The sequence below is a fragment of the Streptomyces sp. NPDC001904 genome, from assembly GCF_040297005.1.
In the GTDB taxonomy this organism is placed as follows: Bacteria; Actinomycetota; Actinomycetes; order Streptomycetales; family Streptomycetaceae; genus Streptomyces.
On sequence record NZ_JBEOYI010000004.1, the window covers coordinates 13615 to 34393 of the forward strand.

Here is a 20779-nt window from a genome sequence, read left to right on the forward strand (position 1 = left end):
CCGGCTATCCCACGTGCCGCCGGGCCCGCAGCGCCAGGCTCAGGGCCAGTACCGTCTGCGGGTCGTCCAGGTCCGTGCCGAGCAACTCCCCTATGCGCGCCAGACGGTTGTACAGCGTCTGGCGGTTCAGGTGCAGTTCGCGGGCCGTCTCCGCCTTGCGGCCCGCGTGGGCCAGGTAGGTCTGGAGGGTGGGGAGCAGGGGCGGCTTCGAGCGCTTGTCGTGCTCCTGGAGCGGGCCGATCGCCCGCTCCACGAACGCCGCCAGGTCCGGATGCTCCCGGAGCCGCCACAGCAGCAGGTCGATGTCCAGGCGCCGGGCGTCGAACCACGGGCGGTCGGTGAGGCCCTGCGCGGCCGTCGCCGTCTCCGCCGCGTGCCGCAGCCCCGCGGCCGCCGCGGCCCAGCCGCCCGCCCCGCCGACCACGACCACCGGCGGCCGGGCGCCAGCCCGCTGCATCCCGGCCCGCTCCACGCCCGCCCGCAGCGCCGCCGCCACCCGGTCGGCGACCGCCGTGCGCTCCGACTCCGAACGCAGCCCCAGCAGCAGCGGCACCCGCCCCTCGACGGGCCGTACGCCGAGCAGCACGGGCACGCCGACCGACGCCAGCTCCTCCGACACGGCCCGCGCGAGCACCGCCCAGCCGCCGCCCGGCGACAGGCTCATCGCACTGTCCGGCGTTCCCGGCAGCCGCATCACCACCGGCAGCAGCGGTCCCTGCCCGGTCGGCCGGAAGCCGAGCACACGGGCCTGCGCCGGGGCGTCCTCCGGCGTGATCCGGCCCTCCGCGAGATCGGTGAGGAAGTCACCGCGCCCGCGCGCCGCCAGCTCCTCCTCCTGCCGCGCCTGCATCAGCACGACGGCCAGCGACCCGGCGGCCCGCTCCGCGGCGATCCGGTGCACGGGCGCCGGCGCCGACGACACCGGGAGCAGGACGAGCCGGGCCCGCACCGACCCCGTACCGGGACCGCCGCCCGGCACGTCGACGAGGAGCGCCCCGCTCGGCGGCTCGTCCTGGTGCGTGCCGCGCATGCCCTCCCACACCTGGAGCGGATCGGTGATGTCGCCGTCGGCGCCGGCCGCGTACAGCAGCTGTCCGTCGGCGGTCTCCAGGAACACCGGGTTGCCGCTGAACTCGGCCAGGATCCGCAGGACCTGCGGCACCCCGCCCCCGCCGAGCAGGGCGTTCGTGCAGCGCCGGTGGACCTCCTCCGCGCGCTGCAGCAGCGCGTAGTGGCCGTTGACGATCTCGGTGTGGATCTCCTCGGTGACGGTCACGAAGGGGACCTCGCGGTGCAGCTGCACCAGCGGGAGGCCCGCCGCCCGCGCCGTCTCCACCAGTGCCGCGGGCAGCCGGGCGAACCGCTGCCCCAGCTCGATCACCAGCGCGGCGATGCCCCGCTCGGCCAGCTTGCGCACGAAGGCCCGCTGCTCGGCCGGGCGCGTACCGAGCCCGAACCCCGTGGTCAGCAGCAGTTCGCCGCCCTTGAGCAGCGACGCGATGTTCGGCACCTCACCCGCGTGCACCCACCGCACCGTCCGCTGCAGCCGGTCCCCGCCCGCCACCACCTCGGGCAGCCCACTGCGCAGCCCGGGCAGCTCCAGGGCCCGCTGCACGGTGATCCCTGCGGGTGAGGCGGGAGGGGAGTACGGCGCGTACTCGGGGGAGGTGCTGTCCATGATGCGGACGGTACCGGCGCGGACGATCCTGGAACATATCCGCCCGGTCACGGAGAAGATCACCGGCCCCGGGCGCAGGGCAACTCGTCACACGGCGAACGGCATTGCCCGCCCGCGTCACCGGTGTGGCGTACGTCACGGCCGCCCTCCGCCGGGGACGGAGGGCGGTTCCGATCAGCCCCCGTACGCCCCCGAAGCGGTCAGCCGCAGGGCCGTGTCGATCAGGGGGACGTGGCTGAAGGCCTGCGGGAAGTTGCCGACCTGGCGTTGCAGCCGCGGGTCCCACTCCTCGGCCAGCAGGCCCAGGTCGTTGCGGAGGGCCAGCAGCTTCTCGAAGAGGCGGCGGGCCTCGTCGACCCGGCCGATCATCGCGAGGTCGTCCGCCATCCAGAACGAGCAGGCGAGGAAGGCGCCCTCGTCGCCGGGCAGGCCGTCGACGCCCGCGTTGTCGCCGTCGGTGGGGTACCGGAGGATGAACCCGTCCGTCGTCGACAGCTCCCGCTGGATCGCCTCGATGGTGCCGATGACGCGCTTGTCGTCGGGCGGCAGGAAGCCCATCTGGGGGATCAGCAGCAGCGAGGCGTCCAGCTCCCTGCTGCCGTACGACTGCGTGAAGGTGTTCCGCTCCTTGTCGTACCCCTTCTCGCACACGTCCCGGTGGATGTCGTCGCGCAGCTCGCGCCACTTCTCCAGCGGGCCGTCGGCGTCACCGGACTCGATCAGCTTGATGGTGCGGTCGACCGCCACCCACGCCATGACCTTCGAGTGCACGAAGTGCCGGCGCGGACCACGCACCTCCCAGATGCCCTCGTCCGGCTCGTCCCAGTGGTTCTCCAGGTACTGGATGAGCTTGAGCTGGAGCAGCGACGCGTAGTCGTTGCGGGCCAGGCCCGTCATGTGCGCGAGGTGCAGGGCCTCCGTCACCTCGCCGTAGACGTCGAGCTGGAGCTGGTGCGCCGCCCCGTTCCCGACGCGGACCGGGGCCGAGTTCTCGTAGCCGGGCAGCCAGTCCAGCTCCGCCTCGCCGAGCTCCCGCTCGCCCGCGATGCCGTACATGATCTGCAGGTTCTCCGGGTCGCCGGCCACGGCCCGCAGCAGCCACTCGCGCCACGCCCGTGCCTCCTCCCGGTACCCGGTGCGCAGCAGCGACGACAGCGTGATGGCCGCGTCCCGCAGCCAGGTGTACCGGTAGTCCCAGTTCCGTACGCCGCCGATCTCCTCCGGCAGCGAGGTCGTGGGCGCGGCGACGATGCCGCCGGTCGGCGCGTAGGTCAGGGCCTTCAGCGTGATGAGGGAGCGGACCACGGCCTCCCGGTAGGGCCCGTGGTACGTACAGTGCTCCACCCACTCCCGCCAGAACTGCTCCGTCGCCACCAGCGACCCCTCGGGATCCGGCAGCGGCGGCTGTTCCCGGTGGGAGGGCTGCCACTGGATGGTGAAGGCGATCCGGTCGCCCGGGGCCACCGTGAAGTCCGCGTACGTCGTGAGGTCCTTGCCGTACGTCTCGGCGTCGGAATCCAGCCACACGGAGTCGGGCCCGGCCACCGCGACCGTACGGCCGTCCACCTTGTGCACCCAGGGCGTGATCCGGCCGTAGGAGAACCGCATGCGCAGGGTCGAACGCATCGGCACCCGGCCGCTGACGCCCTCCACGATCCGGGTCAGCTGCGGCGCGCCGTCGCGCGGCGGCATGAAGTCGGTGACGCGGACCGTGCCGCGCGGTGTCTCCCACTCCGACTCGAGGATCAGCGAGTCGCCCCGGTACGTGCGCCGGGTCGCCGCCGGCGGTTCGGCGTCGGCCGCGTGGGCCGGGCCGAGCCGCCAGAAACCATGATCCTCGGTGCCGAGCAGCCCGGCGAAAATGGCATGCGAGTCGAAGCGGGGCAGGCACAGCCAGTCGACTGTGCCGTCCCGGCAGACCAGTGCTGCGGTCTGCATGTCCCCGATGAGTGCGTAATCCTCGATGCGCCCGGCCACGTGCATCTCCAGTCGAACGGCCACGTACACCCCTGCGAGGCGAAAGTGCTGCGAGGGGCATGCGCTCTGCGGTCTTCACGGTCAACTAACGATCGTCAACCACGTCAAACAAACGGTCAACGAATGGTCTTGATACGTCGACCTGATACGTGGTTGTCAAACGAACTGACGAGCCGGTTGTTCCGGTGGAGGCACCGGCGATCGGATGCGATCGGACTTCGTGTTTCCGGTGAACGGGCGGGAACGGGCGGGGGTGTTGCCGTTGTGGTGCCGTTTTCCTGAGTGACTCGCCAGCCGAGTGTCCGAGCAGGATACGACGCGCTCAAGTGATCCGCGTGCCGCTCACGGCAACGCGCCTGAGCCGAACGGGTGAGTCACGGGTGAGACTGCCGGGACGGCGGTATACCGGTGCCGCCTTTGTGGTGACGCGTGTGCGGAGCGTGGCCGGAAGCAGCCTCCCCGATGCGCTGATACCCTGGTAGCCCGTGAGCCGGTGGTCCTAGAACCCCCGAACCGCAGCGACGGCGCCTCCCCCGGAGGACTTCCCACCATCGGGAGAGCACGCCGGCCCGCACCCCAGACCGCGACCACGGGAGCCCCCTCTTGGCCATGACGCCCAAATCCACGACGACCAAGCACATCTTCGTCACCGGGGGTGTCGCCTCCTCCCTCGGCAAGGGCCTCACCGCCTCCAGCCTCGGGATGCTGCTCAAGGCACGGGGCCTCCGCGTCGTCATGCAGAAGCTCGACCCGTACCTGAACGTCGACCCGGGCACGATGAACCCGTTCCAGCACGGTGAGGTGTTCGTCACCAACGACGGCGCCGAGACCGACCTGGACATCGGCCACTACGAGCGTTTCCTCGACGTCGACCTCGACGGCTCGGCCAACGTCACAACCGGCCAGGTGTACTCGCAGGTCATCGCCAAGGAGCGGCGCGGCGAGTACCTGGGCGACACGGTCCAGGTCATCCCGCACATCACGAACGAGATCAAGCACCGCATCCGCCGCATGGCGACGTCCTCGGACGGGGGTGTCGACGTCGTGATCACCGAGGTCGGCGGCACGGTCGGCGACATCGAGTCGCTGCCGTTCCTGGAGACCGTCCGCCAGGTCCGCCACGAGGTCGGCCGCGACAACGTCTTCGTCGTGCACATCTCGCTGCTGCCCTACATCGGCCCCTCCGGCGAGCTGAAGACCAAGCCCACCCAGCACTCGGTGGCCGCCCTGCGCAACATCGGCATCCAGCCGGACGCCATCGTGCTGCGCTGCGACCGTGAGGTCCCCACCGCCATCAAGCGCAAGATCTCGCTGATGTGCGACGTGGACGAGGACGCCGTCGTGGCCTGCCCCGACGCTCGCTCGATCTACGACATCCCGAAGGTCGTGCACACCGAGGGCCTCGACGCGTACGTGGTCCGCAAGCTGGACCTGCCGTTCCGCGACGTGGACTGGACGACCTGGGACGACCTGCTCGACCGCGTCCACAACCCCGACCACGAGATCGTCATGGCCCTGGTCGGCAAGTACATCGACCTGCCCGACGCCTACCTGTCGGTGACCGAGGCGCTGCGCGCCGGCGGCTTCGCCAACAAGGCCCGCGTCAAGATCAAGTGGGTCACCTCCGACGACTGCAAGACGCCGGCCGGCGCCAAGAAGCAGCTCGGCGACGTCGACGCGATCTGCATCCCCGGCGGCTTCGGCGACCGTGGTGTCAGCGGCAAGGTGGGCGCGATCCAGTTCGCCCGCGAGAACAAGATCCCGCTGCTCGGCCTCTGCCTCGGCCTGCAGTGCACGGTGATCGAGGCCGCGCGGAACCTGGCCGACATCCCGGACGCCAACTCCACCGAGTTCGACGCCGCCACCGCCCACCCGGTCATCTCCACCATGGCCGAGCAGCTCGACATCGTCGCCGGTGAGGGCGACATGGGCGGCACCATGCGGCTCGGCATGTACCCGGCCAAGCTCGCCGAGGGCTCCATCGTGCGCGAGGTGTACGACGGCAAGGAGTACGTCGAGGAGCGCCACCGGCACCGCTACGAGGTGAACAACGCGTACCGCGCCGAGCTGGAGAAGAAGGCCGGGCTGCAGTTCTCCGGCGTCTCCCCGGACGGCAAGCTCGTCGAGTACGTCGAGTACCCGCGCGACGTCCACCCCTACCTGGTCGCCACCCAGGCCCACCCGGAGCTGCGCTCGCGCCCGACGCGTCCGCACCCGCTCTTCGCCGGTCTGGTCAAGGCCGCCGTGGAGCGCAAGGTGAAGGCCGCCGCGGGGGCCAAGAAGGCCAAGTAAGGCCTGTCGTACCAGCGATGTACGGTTACCGGGGTGCGTGTCAAATGCGGCACGTGCCCCGGTTTCTTTTGCGCTCGTGGGAGGACGTTCCGGCATGACGACGATCAAGGACACCGCCGAGGAGTGGGAGGTCCGGGCGACCGAGACCCCCTTCGTCGGGAACAAGACCTCGGTGCGCACGGACGAGGTCGTCATGCCGGACGGGTCGGTGGCGCGGCGCGACTACCAGGTCCACCCCGGTTCGGTGGCCGTGCTCGCCCTCGACGACCAGGACCGGGTGCTGCTCCTGAAGCAGTACCGGCACCCCGTCGGCATGAAGCTCTGGGAGATCCCGGCCGGGCTGCTCGACGTCCCCGGCGAGAACCCGCTGCACGCGGCGCAGCGGGAGCTGTACGAGGAGGCGCACGTCAAGGCCGAGGACTGGCGGGTGCTGGCCGATGTGTACACGACGCCGGGCGGGTGCTCGGAGGCCGTGCGGATCTTTCTCGCTCGCGGGTTGTCCGAGGCGGACGGGGCGCGGTTCGAGGTCGAGGACGAAGAGGCGGACATGGAGTTCGCCCGGGTGCCGGTGGGGGAGCTGGTGCGGGGGGTGCTCCGCGGTGAGCTGCACAACAACTGCCTCGTGGTGGGGGTGCTGTCGCTGAGTGCGGCGCTCGCCGGGGACGGGGTGGACGCGCTGCGGCCCGCCGATGCCGAGTGGCCGGCCCGGCCGTTCGACGCCTAGGCACCGTCGCCGGTTCGGCCGGTTTGCGGGTGCGCCACCGTCGTGGCCGGCCGCGCAGTTCCCCGCGCCCCTGAGGCATGCGCTGCGCGCAGCCTCCCCGATGCCCCCGGTCAGACCATCCGCTGATCCGATCGGGGGACCCGTCCGCGATGCACGCCCGGGGCGGCGGCACCCCCTGAACTAGGCTCGGCCTCGCCCCTGCCGACCCCCGGAGGGGCTGGCGTGAGACGGAGCGTGGCCCGTGACGAATCAGGCGGTCGAGGAGCCCTCGGGGCGAGCCCGAAAGCGGCGCCGCACCCGCCGGGGCCTGGACATGACGGCTCATCAGTTCCTCGGGCGCGGGCGCGAGTTGAAGGAGCTGCGCGCCGACATCGAGCGCGCGGGCCTGGACACCCTCTCGGGCCGCAAGGCACCCAGGGCCCGGGTCCTGCTGATCGCGGGCCGCCCCGGCACCGGCCGCACCGCACTCGCCGAGGAGCTGCTCCGGCAGATCGCCGACCGCTACCCGGACGGCGCGGTCCGGACCCGGCTGACCGCGCCGGACGGCACCCCGGTGCCGACCGAGCGCGTCGCCCGCGAACTGCTGGACGCACTCGACCTGCCCGCGCCGCCCGGCGAATCCGCCGACGATCTGACGGAGCGGCTGCGCGAGGGGCTGTCCGTGCGCCGGGTCGTCCTGCTGCTCGACGACGCGAGCAGCGCCGAGCAGGTGGACGACCTGCTGCCCGAGACCCCCGACTGCCTGGTGGTGGCCGTCGCCGAAGGGCCCCTCACCGGCATCCCGGACGTACGGCCCTGCACGATCGGCGGCCTCGACACCAAGTCCGCCGTCGAACTGCTCACCCGGCACACCGGCTCCGTCCGGATCACCTGCGACCCGCGCTCCGCCGAGTCCCTGGTCGAGGTGTGCGGATCGGAACCCGCGGCCCTGGAGATCGCCGGCGGCTGGCTCGCCGTGCGTCCCAAGGAGTCCGTCGCCGACCTGGCCAAGCAGCTGCACGCGCTGGAGGGCGACGGACCGGCCCTCGCCCGCGTGTTCCGGCACGCCTACGCGTCCCTGCCGGGGCCCGCCGCCCGGATACTGCGATACCTGTCCCTCGCGCCCGAGGGGTACGTCGACCCGCACACCGCCTCCGCGCTCGCCGGCTGCTCCGTGTCCGCCGCGCGCACCACGCTCGACGACTTCGTGACGCTCGGGCTCGTCCGGGGCGTCGCCTCCGAGCTGCCGCAGTACGAGGTGCCCGGCTGTCTGCTGCCGCTGCTGCGCGGGCTCACCGAGACGCTGGACCGCCCCGGCGAGGTGCAGCTGGCCCGCGCCCGCATGCTGGAGCGCACGGTGCGACTGCTCACGTCCTGCCGCGCGATCACCGAGCCCGACGGCTCCCCGCCCCGCAAGAAGCTCGCGGGGCTGCCCAGCGCGCTGCGGTTCGCCGACGCCGAGGCGGCCGCCGAATGGCTGCGGGTGCGGCAGCCCACGCTGCTCGCGGCGGCCCGGCTCGCCGTGGCGGACGGCGAGCTGGACACCCTGGCGCGGCGGCTGATGGCGGCCCTGACGCGGGCGCTGGTCGCGCACCGCGGGCCCGAGGACGCCGCCGCCGAGCTGTACGGCATCCACCGGCTCGTCCTCGACGTCGCCGAGCGGCGCGACCTGCCGCGCGAGAAGGCCGCGGCCCTGCTCAACCTCGCCGACCTCGACGCGCACACCGGCCGCACCCAGGAGGCCCTGGCCCGCTACCGGGCCGCGCTGGACGCCGGACGGGCGGCCGGCGACCCCTACGCCACCGGCCGCGCGATGGAATCCGTTGGCGGCGCGTACCAGGAGCTGGGGGACTGGCAGCGGGCGGCCGACTGGTACGGCCGTGCCCTCTCCCAGCGGCTCACCCGGGGCGAGCGGTCGGACGCCGCGCGGCTGCACGGCCGGATCGCGGCGGTGCACACGTACGCCGGGCGCTACGGCGACGCGCTGCGCGGCTGGCGGTCGGCCGTCGCCGGGTATCGCAAGGAGGGCGACGTCCCGGCCCAGGCCCGGGCGCTGAGCGAACTGGCGCGCGTGCAGGAGTACGCCGGGCGGCCCGAGGAGTCGCTCCACACGTGCCAGGAAGCCGTCGAGTGGGCCCGGCAGGCCAAGGACGTACGGCTCCAGGCGGCGCTCCAGCTGCGGCTCGCGGACACTCTCGAACGGCTCGGCGACCCCGCCGCGGCCAAGCTGCACCGCAGTGCCGCCGAGCGCATGCTGGGAGAGGAACTCGTGCCGGCGCCCGCCGGGGACGCCGAAGGCAAGCGGGGCGCTCCGGAAGCAAACCCTTCGGAACAAGCCGCTAACGCCTACGAAATCCGTAGTGCATCTGCTGAAGATTGATGCATCGAAAGGCTAGACAGCAAGAAAACCTTCATTAGACTGGCTCCGCCGCGTCCTTCCGCGGTCTCTCCCGGTGCGCCCCTCGGGGCACTGGTATGTAGTGCATTGCCCGAAAAATCCCCTGAGCCAAGGACCGTGATCGACGATGAAGGTCGGCATCCCCCGCGAGGTCAAGAACAACGAGTTCCGGGTGGCCATCACCCCCGCCGGCGTGCACGAGCTGGTGCGCCACGGCCACCAGGTCTTCGTCGAGCAGAACGCCGGTGTGGGTTCCTCGATCACGGACGCCGAGTACGTCTCGGCCGGCGCGCAGATCCTCGGCACCGCCGACGAGGTCTGGGCCACCGCCGACCTGCTCCTCAAGGTCAAGGAGCCGATCGCGGAGGAGTACCACCGCCTGCGCAAGGACCAGACGCTCTTCACGTACCTGCACCTCGCGGCCTCCAAGGAGTGCACCGACGCGCTCCTGGAGTCCGGCACCACCGCCATCGCGTACGAGACCGTCGAGACCGCCAACCGCGCGCTCCCGCTGCTCGCCCCGATGTCCGAGGTCGCGGGCCGTCTCGCCCCGCAGGTCGGCGCCTACCAGCTGATGGCCGCCAACGGCGGCCGCGGCGTGCTGCCCGGCGGTGTCCCCGGCGTCGCCGCCGGCAAGGCCGTCGTCATCGGCGGTGGCGTCTCCGGCTGGAACGCCGCGCAGATCGCCATCGGCATGGGCTTCCACGTGACCCTGCTCGACAAGGACATCAACAAGCTCAAGGAAGCCGACAAGATCTTCGGTACGAAGATCCAGACCGTCGTCTCCAACGCCTTCGAGCTGGAGAAGGCCTGCCTCGACGCGGACCTCGTCATCGGTGCCGTCCTGATCCCCGGCGCCAAGGCGCCGAAGCTGGTCACCAACGAGCTCGTGTCGCGGATGAAGCCCGGAAGTGTCCTTGTCGACATCGCGATCGACCAGGGCGGCTGCTTCGAGGACTCGCACCCGACCACCCACGCCGAGCCGACCTTCCCGGTCCACAACTCGGTCTTCTACTGCGTCGCCAACATGCCCGGCGCCGTGCCCAACACGTCGACGTACGCGCTGACCAACGCGACGCTCCCGTACATCGTCGAGCTCGCCAACCGCGGCTGGGCCGAGGCCCTGCGCCGGGACGCGGCCCTGGCCCTGGGCCTGAACACGCATGACGGCAAGGTCGTTTACAAGGAGGTCGCCGAGGCCCACGGTCTCGACCACGTCGAGCTGGAGACCCTCCTGGGCTGACGCCCCGACCGCTCCCCGACCGACCGCCCGGACCGGGCGCGCGTCAACGGGAGTCGTCAATCTCACGCCTACGGCCGGACCTTGTGAGGGGTCCGGCCGTACTTTTGGGGGCACCGCGGGCGCGCAGGCAGGGTCAACTCGCGGCGAACGTAACCCTTTAACCGATTCGCGCCCCTGCGAAACCCGCCGAAGAACCGTCATACGCCCTTGACATGAGGGTGTTCCTTTGTCGCTGAAGTGCCGACACATCGTGCCGGGTCCGGCGGATTGTGTTGCTGCGGAGTGGTGACACGCCATAGAGTCGCAAACCGTCGGCATGGTGCCACGCTGACCTATCGATAAATGTTCCTGGTCACATCCAAGGAGGTAAGACGACTTGTGAATGAGTCGACATTTACTCCCGGAGGTGGCCAGCCAGGCGGACAAGGACCCGCGGGGCTTCAGGCTGTCGGCTCCGTCGCTGTACGTACCTTCGCGGCCCGCCAGAGTGGCTATCAGGGCAGCTCGTCCCAGAGCCCCCAGCAGACGCCGACGCAGACAGCACACCAGAGCATGGATGGCCATCACGTGAACGCCATGGCCGGCGACCGAAGTGGCGACACACACAGCCACTTCGCCGACTACGACGAACTGTCCCCCGAGGGACACTTCTACGACCCAGACGCCGAGTACGAGCCCGATCCGGAGTACGCGGCCACGCTCGCCCCCGACGCTGCCCGGCAGCGCCGCGAGCGCATCGGCCCGACCGGGCGCCCGCTCCCGTACTTCCCGATTCCAGGACCGCTGACCGATCACGGCCCCGCGAAGATCATCGCGATGTGCAACCAGAAGGGCGGCGTCGGCAAGACCACGTCGACCATCAACCTGGGTGCGGCACTTGCCGAGTACGGCCGCCGGGTCCTGCTCGTCGACTTCGACCCGCAGGGTGCCCTGTCGGTCGGGCTCGGCGTGAACCCGATGGAACTCGACCTGACGGTCTACAACCTGCTCATGGAGCGGGGGATGTCCGCCGACGAGGTGCTGCTGAAGACGGCCGTTCCGAACATGGATCTGCTGCCCAGCAACATCGACCTGTCCGCCGCCGAAGTGCAGTTGGTCAGTGAGGTCGCGCGCGAGTCCACGCTGCAGCGGGCGCTCAAGCCGCTGATGGACGACTACGACTACATCGTGATCGACTGTCAGCCCTCGCTCGGCCTGCTGACCGTGAACGCGCTGACGGCCGCTCACAAGGTCATCGTCCCGCTGGAGTGCGAGTTCTTCGCGCTGCGCGGTGTCGCGCTGCTGACCGAGACCATCGAGAAGGTCCAGGAGCGGCTCAACCCCGAGCTCGAACTCGACGGCATCCTCGCCACGATGTACGACTCGCGGACCGTGCACAGCCGTGAGGTGCTCGCGCGTGTCGTCGAGGCCTTCGACGATCACGTCTACCACACGGTCATCGGCCGGACCGTCCGCTTCCCGGAGACCACGGTCGCCGGTGAGCCGATCACCACGTACGCGTCCAACTCCGTGGGTGCCGCCGCCTATCGCCAGCTCGCCAGGGAGGTGCTCGCCCGGTGTCACGCCGAGTGAGTCTGCCGGGGGCCGACGAACTGTTCCGTACGACCGGGGGCATGGCACTGCAGGCGTCGTCACCGAGACGCGCGGCGAACGGTGAGGCGCGGGTGCCCGCGCCGGCCGGTGAGAGCGACGAGGCGGCCGCCGCGTCGTCCGCGCCGGAGGAGGGCGAGGGCGAGTCCGCTCCGTCCGCCGAACACACCGCCGCGGACGCGGAGTCCGACTCCGGGTCGCGCGGCCGGTCCGCCGCCGCCGAGCCGGCCGAGAAGACCGCACGGCGCTCGTCCGGCGGCGCGCAGGAAGGTTCTGCCGGTGGTGGCCGGGGGACGGGCCAGGCCCGCCGCCGCGCCCGCGCCGCGAACCGTCGGCCCAGCGGCCGGGAGCGGCACGACGAGAAGATCACCGTGTACGTCTCCGCCGAGGAGCTGATGGACCTGGAGCACGCGCGTCTGGTGCTCCGCGGGGAGCACGGGCTCGCCGTGGACCGCGGCCGGATCGTGCGCGAGGCCGTCGCCGTCGTCCTGGCCGACCTGGAGTCGCGCGGCGACGCCAGCATTCTCGTACGCAGGCTGCGCGGGCGGTAGCCTCCGGCATTGTGCCTGTGAACGATTCCTCCTCCCTCTCGCCCGACCGGGGTGCGCGTCGGCGCGCCTTGGGGCGGGGGGCGCTGGCCGCGCCGGAGGAGGCGGCGCCCGAGCCCGTCGAGCCCGGTCACGAGGTCCCGGCCGAAGAGGCTGCCGAAGAGGTTCAGGACGACGGTCGCTTCACGGTGCGGCTCGCCAACTTCGAGGGGCCCTTCGATCTGCTCCTCCAGCTGATCTCGAAGCACAAGCTGGACGTCACCGAGGTCGCGCTGTCGAAGGTCACCGACGAGTTCATGGCGTACATCCGCGCCATGGGACCCGACTGGGACCTGGACCAGACGACGGAGTTCCTGGTCGTCGCCGCCACGCTGCTGGATCTGAAGGCCGCCCGGCTGCTGCCCGCCGCCGAGGTCGAGGACGAGGCGGACCTCGCGCTCCTGGAGGCCCGGGACCTGCTCTTCGCCCGGCTGCTCCAGTACCGCGCGTACAAGCGGATCGCCGACATCTTCACCGCGCGCATGGACGACGAGGCGCGCCGCTATCCCCGGACCGTGGGCCTGGAGCCGCACCACGCCGAGCTGCTGCCCGACGTCGTCATCAGCATCGGCGCCGAGGGGTTCGCCAAGCTGGCCGTGAAGGCGATGCAGCCGAAGGCGAAGCCGCAGGTGTACATCGAGCACATCCACGCCCCGCTGGTGAGCGTGCAGGAACAGGCGGGCGTGGTCATGGCGCGCCTGCGCGACCTGGGCGAGGCCACCTTCCGCGACCTGGTGGCCGACACCGACGACACCCTCACCGTCGTCGCGCGGTTCCTGGCGCTCCTGGAGCTGTACCGGGAGAAGGCCGTCGCGCTGGACCAGGAGACCGCGCTGGGTGAGCTGCTCGTGCGGTGGACCGGCGGCGACGGTGACACCCGGCCGGTGGTGACCGACGAGTTCGACCGGGCCCCCGAGCCCGTCGACGACAAGGAGAGTGCGCGATGAGCACCGACAGCGCGAGCGACGTCGCCGGGCTCGACCTCAGACCCGCGCTGGAGGCCGTCCTCATGGTCGTCGACGAGCCGGCCACCGAGGAACACCTCGCCAAGATCCTGCAGCGGCCCCGGCGGGCCGTCGCCGACGCGCTGCGGGCCCTCGCCGACGAGTACACCGTGCAGGGGCGCGGCTTCGAGCTGCGGCTCGTGGCGGGCGGCTGGCGGTTCTACACGCGGCCCGAGTACGCGGCCGCCGTGGAGGGCTTCGTCCTGGACGGGCAGATCGCCCGGCTGACCCAGGCCGCCCTGGAGACCCTGGCCGTGGTCGCGTACCGCCAGCCGGTCAGCCGTTCCCGGGTCTCCGCCGTGCGCGGAGTGAACTGTGACGGGGTCATGCGGACCCTGTTGCAGCGGGGGCTGGTGGAGGAGGCGGGCGCGGAACCCGAAACAGGTGCGATCCTGTACAGGACGACGAACTACTTTCTGGAGCGGATGGGCCTGCGCGGCCTGGACGAGCTGCCGGAACTCGCGCCCTTCCTCCCCGAGGCGGACGCGATCGAGGCGGACACGCTGGAAGGGGTTCCGTCCTTCGACCCGGACGCACCCGATGCGCCGGGGCCGGAGTACACCGAGCACACAGCCGACTAACGGAAATTTGATGCGAAGCAGCAGCGGCAGGAACAGCAGCGGAAACAACGGCGGGAGCCGTGGTGGCAACAGCGGCGGCCGCGGCGGGAGTGGCGGCGGCCGGGGCAACTACCGCGGCGCCGGCAACGACCGTGACGACAAGCAGGGCGGCAGCGGCCGCCCGAAGAAGCCGCGTCCGGAGGAGCGGCGTTACGACGTGGGCCCCGGCGCCACCCAGGACGGCCCGAAGTCGGGCCGCGGCGCCTCGGCGCGCGGCGGCGCCAAGGGCGGCCCCAAGCGCGGGCAGCAGCCCTCGCAGGGCCGTGGGCGCTGGGTCCCGGCGACCTCGCGCGAGTACGAGGCGCGGGCCGAGGAGCGCAACCGCGAGCGGTACGCGGGCAAGCCGAAGGTGAATCTCCCCAAGACCTTCCCCGGCGCCGAGCAGGAGGGCGAGCGGCTGCAGAAGGTGCTCGCCCGGGCCGGTTACGGCTCGCGGCGCGCCTGCGAGGAGCTGGTCGAGCAGGCCCGCGTCGAGGTCAACGGCGAGATCGTGCTCGAGCAGGGCATGCGCGTCGACACCGAGAAGGACGAGATCAAGGTCGACGGTCTGACCGTGGCCACGCAGTCGTACCAGTTCTTCGCGCTGAACAAGCCGGCCGGCGTCGTCTCCACCATGGAGGACAACGAGGGCCGGCAGTGCCTCGGCGACTACACGAACAACCGCGAGACGCGGCTGTTCCACGTCGGGCGGCTCGACACCGAGACCGAGGGCGTCATCCTGCTCACCAACCACGGTGAGCTGGCCCACCGCCTCACGCACCCGAAGTACGGCGTGAAGAAGGTCTACCTCGCGCACATCGTGGGCCCGATCCCGCGCGACCTTGGCAAGCAGCTCAAGGACGGCATCCAGCTGGAGGACGGGTACGCCAAGGCGGACCACTTCCGCGTCGTCGAGCAGACCGGCAAGAACTACCTTGTCGAGGTCACCCTGCACGAGGGCCGCAAGCACATCGTGCGGCGGATGCTCGCCGAGGCCGGCTTCCCGGTCGACAAGCTGGTGCGCGTCGCCTTCGGTCCGATCACGCTGGGCGACCAGAAGTCGGGCTGGCTGCGGCGCCTGTCCAACACCGAGGTCGGCATGCTGATGAAGGAAGTCGATCTGTAGACCGGACCTCCGGACCTTCCCGCAAGGGTTGTCGTGGGCGACCCCCTCCTTTAAAGTCTGCTAGACCAATAAGGGAGGGGGTCGCCGCATGTCCGTGCAGGGCTACGACAAGTACGCCTACGAACCGTTCGCCGTCACCGTCGATCTGGCCGTGTTCACGCTCAGGTCCGGGCGGCTGCAGATTCTGCTCGTCGAGCGGGGCCAGGAGCCGTACGCGGGGCAGTGGGCGCTGCCCGGCGGTTTCCTGGAGCCCGACGAGGCCGCCGAGGAGGCGGCGCGGCGCGAGCTGGCCGAGGAGACCGGCCTGGACGACGTCGCCGGGCTCCACCTGGAGCAGCTGCGCACCTACAGCGAGCCGGACCGGGACCCGCGGATGCGCGTCGTCTCGGTCGCCTTCGCCGCCCTGGTGCCGGACGCGCCACAGGCGCAGGGCGGCGGCGACGCGGCACGGGCCGCCTGGCTGCCGTACGAGGAGGGGGCCGGCGGCGCGTACGGCCCGCTCGCCTTCGACCACGACCGGATCCTCGCCGACGCCCACGAGCGGATCGGCGGCAAGCTGGAGTACACCTGCCTGGCCACCGCGTTCTGCCCGCCCGAGTTCACCCTCGGCGAGCTGCGGCAGGTCTACGAGGTGGTGTGGGGGACCGAGCTCGACCCGGCGAACTTCCGCCGCAAGGTGCTGGCCACCCCCGGCTTCGTCGAGCAGATCCCCGGCGCGTCCCGGCTCACCGGAGGCCGCGGCAAACCCGCCGCGCTGTACCGGGCCGGCGGCGCCGGATCCCTCCACCCGCCGCTGCTGCGGCCCGCGCCCGAGCCAGTGCCCGATGCGAAGAAGGGTGTCTCCTCATGATCAAGCGCGCCGCCACCGGATCGCTGCTCGGGCTGGCGCTCGGGGACGCGTTCGGCGCCCCGACCGAGTTCAGCGACGTACCGGCGATCCTGTCGATGTGCGGGCCCTGGCGGGAGATGGAGCTGCCCGACGACGGCCCGGTCGCCTACATCACCGACGACACGCAGATGGCGCTCGCCGTGGCGCGGGCCGGGGTCCCCGGCTCCCCGGAGCGGTACGCCGACGCCCTGCGCCGCGAGTTCATCGCCTGGAACCGCTCGCCAGAGAACAACCGAGCCCCCGGCAACACCTGCCTGCGCGCCTGCGACCTCCTGGAGGATCCGCGGCGCGACTGGCGCGACGCCAGTCAGATCCACTCCAAGGGCTGCGGCGCCAACATGCGGGTCGCGCCGCTCGGGCTCGTAGCGGACCTCGACGACGAACAGCGGGCCGGGGCCGCGCAGTTGCAGGCCGCGCTCACGCACGGGCACCCGACCGGGCTCGCCGCGAGCGATCTGACCGCGCGGGCCGTGCACCTCCTCGCCCAGGGCGCCGATCCCACCGGCCTTGTCGGACGGCTGCGGTCGTACGCCCTGGAGAACCGCACCCGGTACCACGAGCGCTGGCTCGGCGACCTGTGGCGGCGCGCGCAGGACGCGGGCCCCGAGGAGTTCATCGCGCGCGGCTGGGACGAGTGCCTGGGCGTCCTGGAGCGGCTGGAGGGCGCGCTGCGAAACGCGAACCCCGAGGTCGACCCCTGCCTCGCCACCGGCGCGGGCTGGATCGCCGAGGAGGCCCTCGCCACCGGGCTGCTGTGCTTCCTGCTGTTCGTCGACGAACCCGCGCTCGCGCTGCGCCGGGCCGCCTGCACCTCGGGCGACTCCGACTCCATCGCGGCGCTGGCCGGGGCGTTCGCCGGAGCACGGCTCGGGGCGGACGCCTGGCCCGAGGCGTGGGTCGAGCGGATCGAGCACCGGGACGAGCTGCTCGGGTTCGGAAAGCGCTGGGACGCCGCGTGAGCAGGTGCGACGCCGGATAATTCGGTGGGGCGCGCGGGTGGAGTCGGGGAGCATGGGGAGATGACCGAGAACGCCCTGCTGCCGGCGTCCGTGGACCTGACCGCAGTGGTCGCCGCGGAGCCCGACCCGCTGCTCTTCGCGACCGTCTCCGGCGCGCACCTGTACGGCTTCCCGTCCCGTGACTCGGACGTGGACCTGCGCGGGGTGCACCTGCTGCCCGCCGAGGCGCTGGTCGGGCTGCGCGAGCCGGAGGAGACCCGGTCGCGGATGTGGTTCGAGGACGGTGTCGAGATGGACCTCGTCACGCACGACCTGCGCAAGTTCGTCCGCCTCATGCTCCGGCGCAACGGCTATGTGCTGGAGCAGCTGCTCTCCCCGCTCGTCGTGCACACGGGCGCAGCGCACCGGGAACTCGCGGCCCTCGCGCCCGGCGTCATCACCCGGCACCACGCCCACCACTACCGGGGCTTCGCGGGCACCCAGTGGCGGCTGTACGCGAAGAACCGGGAGCTGAAGCCGCTGCTGTACACGTTCCGGGTGCTGCTCACCGGAATCCACCTGATGCGCACCGGCGAGATCCAGGCCGACCTGCCCACCCTGTACGACGAGGTGGGCCTCGGCCCGGACTATCTGCCCGGGCTGATCGAAGTGAAGGCGGCGGCCGAGCACGGGCCCGCCCCGGTCGACCCGGGCCGGGCCGAGGCCGACGTCGAGGCGCTGCACATCTGCCTCGACGAGGCGCAGGCCGCCTCGAAGCTGCCCGACGCCCCGTCCGCGTACGACGCCCTGCACGACTTCGTGGTGCGGGCCCGACTGGGGGACTGACCTCCCTCAGGCGCGGGCCGAGGCGCGGCGGGTCCGGAAGAGGAAGTCCTCGATGCGGGGCCGGTCCGGTTCGGGCGGGAGCGGGGAGCGGTCCGCCGCCGCGTCCGCCTCCTCGGCCAGCCGGGTCATCCGCCGGTCCACCTCGGCCCACGACACCTCGCCGCGCTTCACCGCGAGCAGTGCGTCGCGCTCCTCGCCCACGTCGATCCGCAGCGCGCCGGTGCGCAGGAGGTCGCGGCTGGACGTCAGCAGCCGCAGCAGGTGCATCGCGTGCTTCCAGCGCGGGGCGCCGTGGACGCGGACGTCGGCCTCCAGCTTCCGGTGCTGGCCGGCCGCGTACCGGGCGAACGTCTCGTGCGCCCGGCGGGAGAGGAACGCCCCGCGCAGGGCGAGCAGCTCCTCGCCCGTCGGCGTCAGCTTCTCGACCAAGGGGGAGTGCAGGCACTCCAGGATGTTGGGGTTGGCGCGCAGCGCCAGTTCGCAGAAGCGCTCCAGCTCCCAGGAGAACTGCTCGTCGGCCGGCCCGTCGACGTGCGTCGGCGGCTTGTCGAAGTGCCAGAACAGCGGGGTCGGCGCCAGGTACACGCCCCGGCGGTCCGTGTCGCTGGACCCGGTGGCGAGCCCGAACGCGCGCGAGCCCATCACACAGGCGTAGATCGTGTGGTCGCGGACCAGGTCGTGCGGGTGCATGCCGTGAGCGTAGGCGGCCGGCCCGCCGGGCGTGATCGAATTTCCGCTGACCCGGCCGAGTGGCGGCCCGGTGCGCTTCGGGTGACATTGAGGTGGTTCGCGTTTCCCCGAGCCCGAAAGGCACCCCCATGGCGGGCAACGATCTCGGAAGTCTGCTCGGCGGTCTCCTCGGCGGAGGCGGCCAGGGCGGCTCGTCCGGCAGCGGCAACATCCTCGGCCAGGTTCTCGGCTCCGTGCTGAGCGGCAAGACGGGCGGGGGCGGCGCCGGCGGCGGCTCCAACCCGCTCGGCGGACTGATGGACATGATCACGAAATCCGGCCTGGTCAGCCAGGAGCAGCTCGACTCGTGGGTCGGCACGGGCAGCAACCAGCCGCTCGACGCCGACCAGGTCAAGCAGGCCATCCCCGACGAGACCCTGGACCGGGCCGCCGCCGACGCGGGCATCAGCCGCGACCAGGTCGCCGACCAGGTGGCCCAGGAGCTGCCCCAGCTCGTCGACAGGATCACTCCCGACGGGCAGGTGCCGGCCGTCTCCCTCGAGGAGCTGGCGAAGCAGCAGAACCTCTGAGACGCACGTACCGCGGTACGCGCACCGGCGCGCGGCCCCGTCTCGGCAGACGGGCGCCGCGCACCCGTGCGTGCGGGCCCAATTACGCTGGTGCGGACAGACGTACGCAACACAAGCAAGGAGCACCGTCGTGGCGGTACGAGCGGTCCGGGGCGCCGTCCAGCTGGAGCGGGACACGGCCGACCACATGGACGAGCAGGTCGGTGAGCTGCTCACCGCGGTCCTGGAGCGCAACGGCCTGACCGCGGACGACCTGATCTCCATCTGGTTCACGGCCACCCCCGACCTGCACTCCGACTTCCCGGCCGCCGCCGCCCGCAAGCTGGGCGTCGACGGCCTTGCCGACGTGCCGCTGATCTGCGCCCAGGAGCTGGAGATAGCGGGCGCCATGCCGCGCGTCGTCCGGCTCCTCGCGCACATCGAGACCGACCTCCCCAAGTCCGAGATCGCGCACGTGTACCTCGGTGCCGCGGCAGCCCTCCGCAAGGACATCGCCCAGTGAGAACCGCACTCGTCATCGGCACCGGCCTGATCGGCACCTCCGCCGCCCTCGCCCTGGTCTCGCGCGGGGTCACCGTGCACCTCGCCGACCACGACCAGGCACAGGCCCGCACCGCCGCCGCCCTCGGCGCCGGGACCGACGAGCCCCCGGAGGGCGTCGTCGACCTGTGCGTGGTCGCCGTGCCGCCGGCGCACGTCGCCGCCCAGCTCGCCGACGCGATGCGCGCCGGCACGGCCCGCGCCTACCTGGACGTCGCCAGCGTGAAGGGCGGCCCGCGCCGCGAGCTGGAGGCCCTCGGGCTCGACCTGACGCCGTACATCGGCACGCACCCGATGAGCGGCCGCGAGCGCAGCGGACCGCTCGCCGCGACCGCCGACCTCTTCGAGGGCCGCCCCTGGGTGCTCACCCCGACCCGGGACACCGACACCGAGGTCCTGAACCTCGCCCTCGAACTGGTCGCCCTGTGCCGCGCGGTCCCCGTCGTCATGGACGCCGACGCCCACGACCGGGCCGTCGCCCTCGTCTCCCACATGCCGCACCTGGTCTCCACCATGGTCGCGGCCCGCCTGGAGAACGCCGAGGAGAGCGCCGTCCGGCTCTGCGGGCAGGGCATCCGCGACGTGACCCGGATCGCCGGCTCCGACCCGCAGATGTGGATCGACATCCTCTCCGCGAACCCCGGCCCGGTCGCCGACCTGCTCTCGGCGGTCGCCGGTGACCTGGAGGAGACCGTACGGTCCCTGCGCTCCCTGCAGTCCGCCGACGACGCCAAGCGGCACGAGGGCGCCGAGGGCGTCGAGACCATGCTCCGCCGCGGCAACGCCGGACAGGCCCGGGTGCCCGGCAAGCACGGCGCGGCCCCGGCCGCGTACGAGATCGTCGCCGTGCTCATCTCCGACCAGCCCGGCGAGCTGGCCCGCATCTTCGCCGACGCCGGCGCGGCCGGGGTCAACGTCGAGGACGTCCGCATCGAGCACGCGACCGGGCAGCAGGCCGGTTTCGTGCAGCTCATGGTGCAGCCCGCGGCCGCGCCCAAACTGGCCGCGTCCCTGCGCGAGCGGGGCTGGGCCATGCGCCAGTAAAAGGCGCCTGCCAGAGCCAGTAACCTTGTCCGGGGCGTGTCCGCGCCCCGTACGCATGCCCCCGTG

Annotated in this window: 18 protein-coding genes; 15 read left to right on the plus strand and 3 right to left on the minus strand. The window is 72.0% G+C overall.

Annotated elements, in window-relative coordinates; all coding sequences use genetic code 11:
* Positions 1-4: 4 nt before the first annotated feature.
* Complete coding sequence (locus ABT127_RS07165) at positions 5-1678, minus strand: PucR family transcriptional regulator (protein ID WP_351445475.1); 1674 nt, start codon at positions 1676-1678, stop codon at positions 5-7.
* A 174-nt stretch (positions 1679-1852) separates the two neighbouring features.
* Positions 1853-3655 carry a glycoside hydrolase family 15 protein gene (locus ABT127_RS07170; RefSeq protein ID WP_351446226.1) on the minus strand — a complete coding sequence of 601 codons (1803 nt, stop codon included), beginning with the start codon at positions 3653-3655 and terminating at the stop codon, positions 1853-1855.
* Between the two features lie 609 nt (positions 3656-4264).
* On the opposite strand from ABT127_RS07170, the gene pyrG reads away from it, so the two are divergent.
* The 12 genes from pyrG to ABT127_RS07230 all read left to right on the plus strand — a co-directional run bounded on the left by pyrG (position 4265) and on the right by ABT127_RS07230 (position 17870).
* Positions 4265-5947: a CTP synthase gene (gene pyrG / locus ABT127_RS07175; protein WP_351445477.1), complete on the plus strand. Its 1683-nt coding sequence runs from the start codon at positions 4265-4267 to the stop codon at positions 5945-5947.
* Positions 5948-6041: 94 nt separating this feature from the next.
* Positions 6042-6671, plus strand: coding sequence for an NUDIX domain-containing protein (locus ABT127_RS07180; protein ID WP_351445479.1), 630 nt, complete (start codon positions 6042-6044; stop codon positions 6669-6671).
* A gap of 241 nt (positions 6672-6912) precedes the next feature.
* Positions 6913-9030, plus strand: a complete 2118-nt coding sequence (locus tag ABT127_RS07185; RefSeq protein ID WP_502971654.1) for a tetratricopeptide repeat protein — start codon at positions 6913-6915, stop codon at positions 9028-9030.
* 145 nt (positions 9031-9175) lie between these two features.
* Complete coding sequence (gene ald / locus ABT127_RS07190) at positions 9176-10291, plus strand: alanine dehydrogenase (RefSeq protein ID WP_351445481.1); 1116 nt, start codon at positions 9176-9178, stop codon at positions 10289-10291.
* Positions 10292-10669: 378 nt separating this feature from the next.
* Positions 10670-11863: a ParA family protein gene (locus tag ABT127_RS07195; protein ID WP_351445483.1), complete on the plus strand. Its 1194-nt coding sequence runs from the start codon at positions 10670-10672 to the stop codon at positions 11861-11863.
* Positions 11848-12432, plus strand: coding sequence for a hypothetical protein (locus ABT127_RS07200; protein WP_351445485.1), 585 nt, complete (start codon positions 11848-11850; stop codon positions 12430-12432). Before ABT127_RS07195 ends, ABT127_RS07200 begins: the two co-directional genes overlap by 16 nt.
* A gap of 17 nt (positions 12433-12449) precedes the next feature.
* Complete coding sequence (locus tag ABT127_RS07205) at positions 12450-13415, plus strand: segregation and condensation protein A (RefSeq protein WP_502971664.1); 966 nt, start codon at positions 12450-12452, stop codon at positions 13413-13415.
* On the plus strand, positions 13412-14053 hold the full coding sequence (gene scpB, locus ABT127_RS07210) for an SMC-Scp complex subunit ScpB (RefSeq protein ID WP_351445489.1): 642 nt from the start codon (positions 13412-13414) through the stop codon (positions 14051-14053). The genes ABT127_RS07205 and scpB overlap by 4 nt, the downstream gene beginning before the upstream one ends.
* Before the next feature lie 10 nt (positions 14054-14063).
* The gene (locus ABT127_RS07215; protein ID WP_351445491.1) at positions 14064-15197 is read left to right on the plus strand and encodes a pseudouridine synthase; all 1134 of its coding nucleotides are present in this window, start codon (positions 14064-14066) and stop codon (positions 15195-15197) included.
* Between the two features lie 88 nt (positions 15198-15285).
* Positions 15286-16047, plus strand: a complete 762-nt coding sequence (locus tag ABT127_RS07220; protein WP_351445493.1) for an NUDIX hydrolase — start codon at positions 15286-15288, stop codon at positions 16045-16047.
* Entirely contained in the window at positions 16044-17045 is a 1002-nt protein-coding gene (locus ABT127_RS07225) for an ADP-ribosylglycohydrolase family protein (protein WP_351445494.1), read from the plus strand. The genes ABT127_RS07220 and ABT127_RS07225 overlap by 4 nt, the downstream gene beginning before the upstream one ends.
* Positions 17046-17105: 60 nt before the next feature.
* Positions 17106-17870, plus strand: a complete 765-nt coding sequence (locus ABT127_RS07230) for a nucleotidyltransferase domain-containing protein (protein ID WP_351445496.1) — start codon at positions 17106-17108, stop codon at positions 17868-17870.
* Positions 17871-17876: 6 nt separating this feature from the next.
* Here the strand turns inward: ABT127_RS07230 and ABT127_RS07235 are convergent, their stop codons facing one another.
* Entirely contained in the window at positions 17877-18560 is a 684-nt protein-coding gene (locus ABT127_RS07235; RefSeq protein ID WP_351445497.1) for a nucleotidyltransferase domain-containing protein, read from the minus strand.
* A 128-nt stretch (positions 18561-18688) separates the two neighbouring features.
* Here ABT127_RS07235 and ABT127_RS07240 point away from each other — a divergent pair, with 128 nt between their 5' ends.
* The 3 genes from ABT127_RS07240 (at position 18689) to ABT127_RS07250 (ending at position 20713) form a co-directional block, all read left to right on the plus strand.
* Positions 18689-19129: a YidB family protein gene (locus ABT127_RS07240; protein ID WP_351445498.1), complete on the plus strand. Its 441-nt coding sequence runs from the start codon at positions 18689-18691 to the stop codon at positions 19127-19129.
* A gap of 130 nt (positions 19130-19259) precedes the next feature.
* Entirely contained in the window at positions 19260-19631 is a 372-nt protein-coding gene (gene aroH / locus ABT127_RS07245) for a chorismate mutase (protein WP_351445499.1), read from the plus strand.
* Positions 19628-20713 (plus strand): prephenate dehydrogenase, encoded by a 1086-nt coding sequence (locus ABT127_RS07250; protein ID WP_351445500.1) that lies wholly within the window; start codon positions 19628-19630, stop codon positions 20711-20713. The genes aroH and ABT127_RS07250 overlap by 4 nt, the downstream gene beginning before the upstream one ends.
* Positions 20714-20779: the final 66 nt, after the last annotated feature.

Coding starts and splice junctions, on each gene's coding strand:
- ABT127_RS07165 (WP_351445475.1), bottom strand. CDS start 1,678: ATGGACAGCACCTCCCCCGAGTACGCGCCGTACTCCCCTCCCGCCTCA.
- pyrG (WP_351445477.1), top strand. CDS start 4,265: ATGACGCCCAAATCCACGACGACCAAGCACATCTTCGTCACCGGGGGT.
- ABT127_RS07180 (WP_351445479.1), top strand. CDS start 6,042: ATGACGACGATCAAGGACACCGCCGAGGAGTGGGAGGTCCGGGCGACC.
- ald (WP_351445481.1), top strand. CDS start 9,176: ATGAAGGTCGGCATCCCCCGCGAGGTCAAGAACAACGAGTTCCGGGTG.
- scpB (WP_351445489.1), top strand. CDS start 13,412: ATGAGCACCGACAGCGCGAGCGACGTCGCCGGGCTCGACCTCAGACCC.
- ABT127_RS07215 (WP_351445491.1), top strand. CDS start 14,064: ATGCGAAGCAGCAGCGGCAGGAACAGCAGCGGAAACAACGGCGGGAGC.
- ABT127_RS07220 (WP_351445493.1), top strand. CDS start 15,286: ATGTCCGTGCAGGGCTACGACAAGTACGCCTACGAACCGTTCGCCGTC.
- ABT127_RS07225 (WP_351445494.1), top strand. CDS start 16,044: ATGATCAAGCGCGCCGCCACCGGATCGCTGCTCGGGCTGGCGCTCGGG.
- ABT127_RS07230 (WP_351445496.1), top strand. CDS start 17,106: ATGACCGAGAACGCCCTGCTGCCGGCGTCCGTGGACCTGACCGCAGTG.
- ABT127_RS07235 (WP_351445497.1), bottom strand. CDS start 18,560: ATGCACCCGCACGACCTGGTCCGCGACCACACGATCTACGCCTGTGTG.
- ABT127_RS07240 (WP_351445498.1), top strand. CDS start 18,689: ATGGCGGGCAACGATCTCGGAAGTCTGCTCGGCGGTCTCCTCGGCGGA.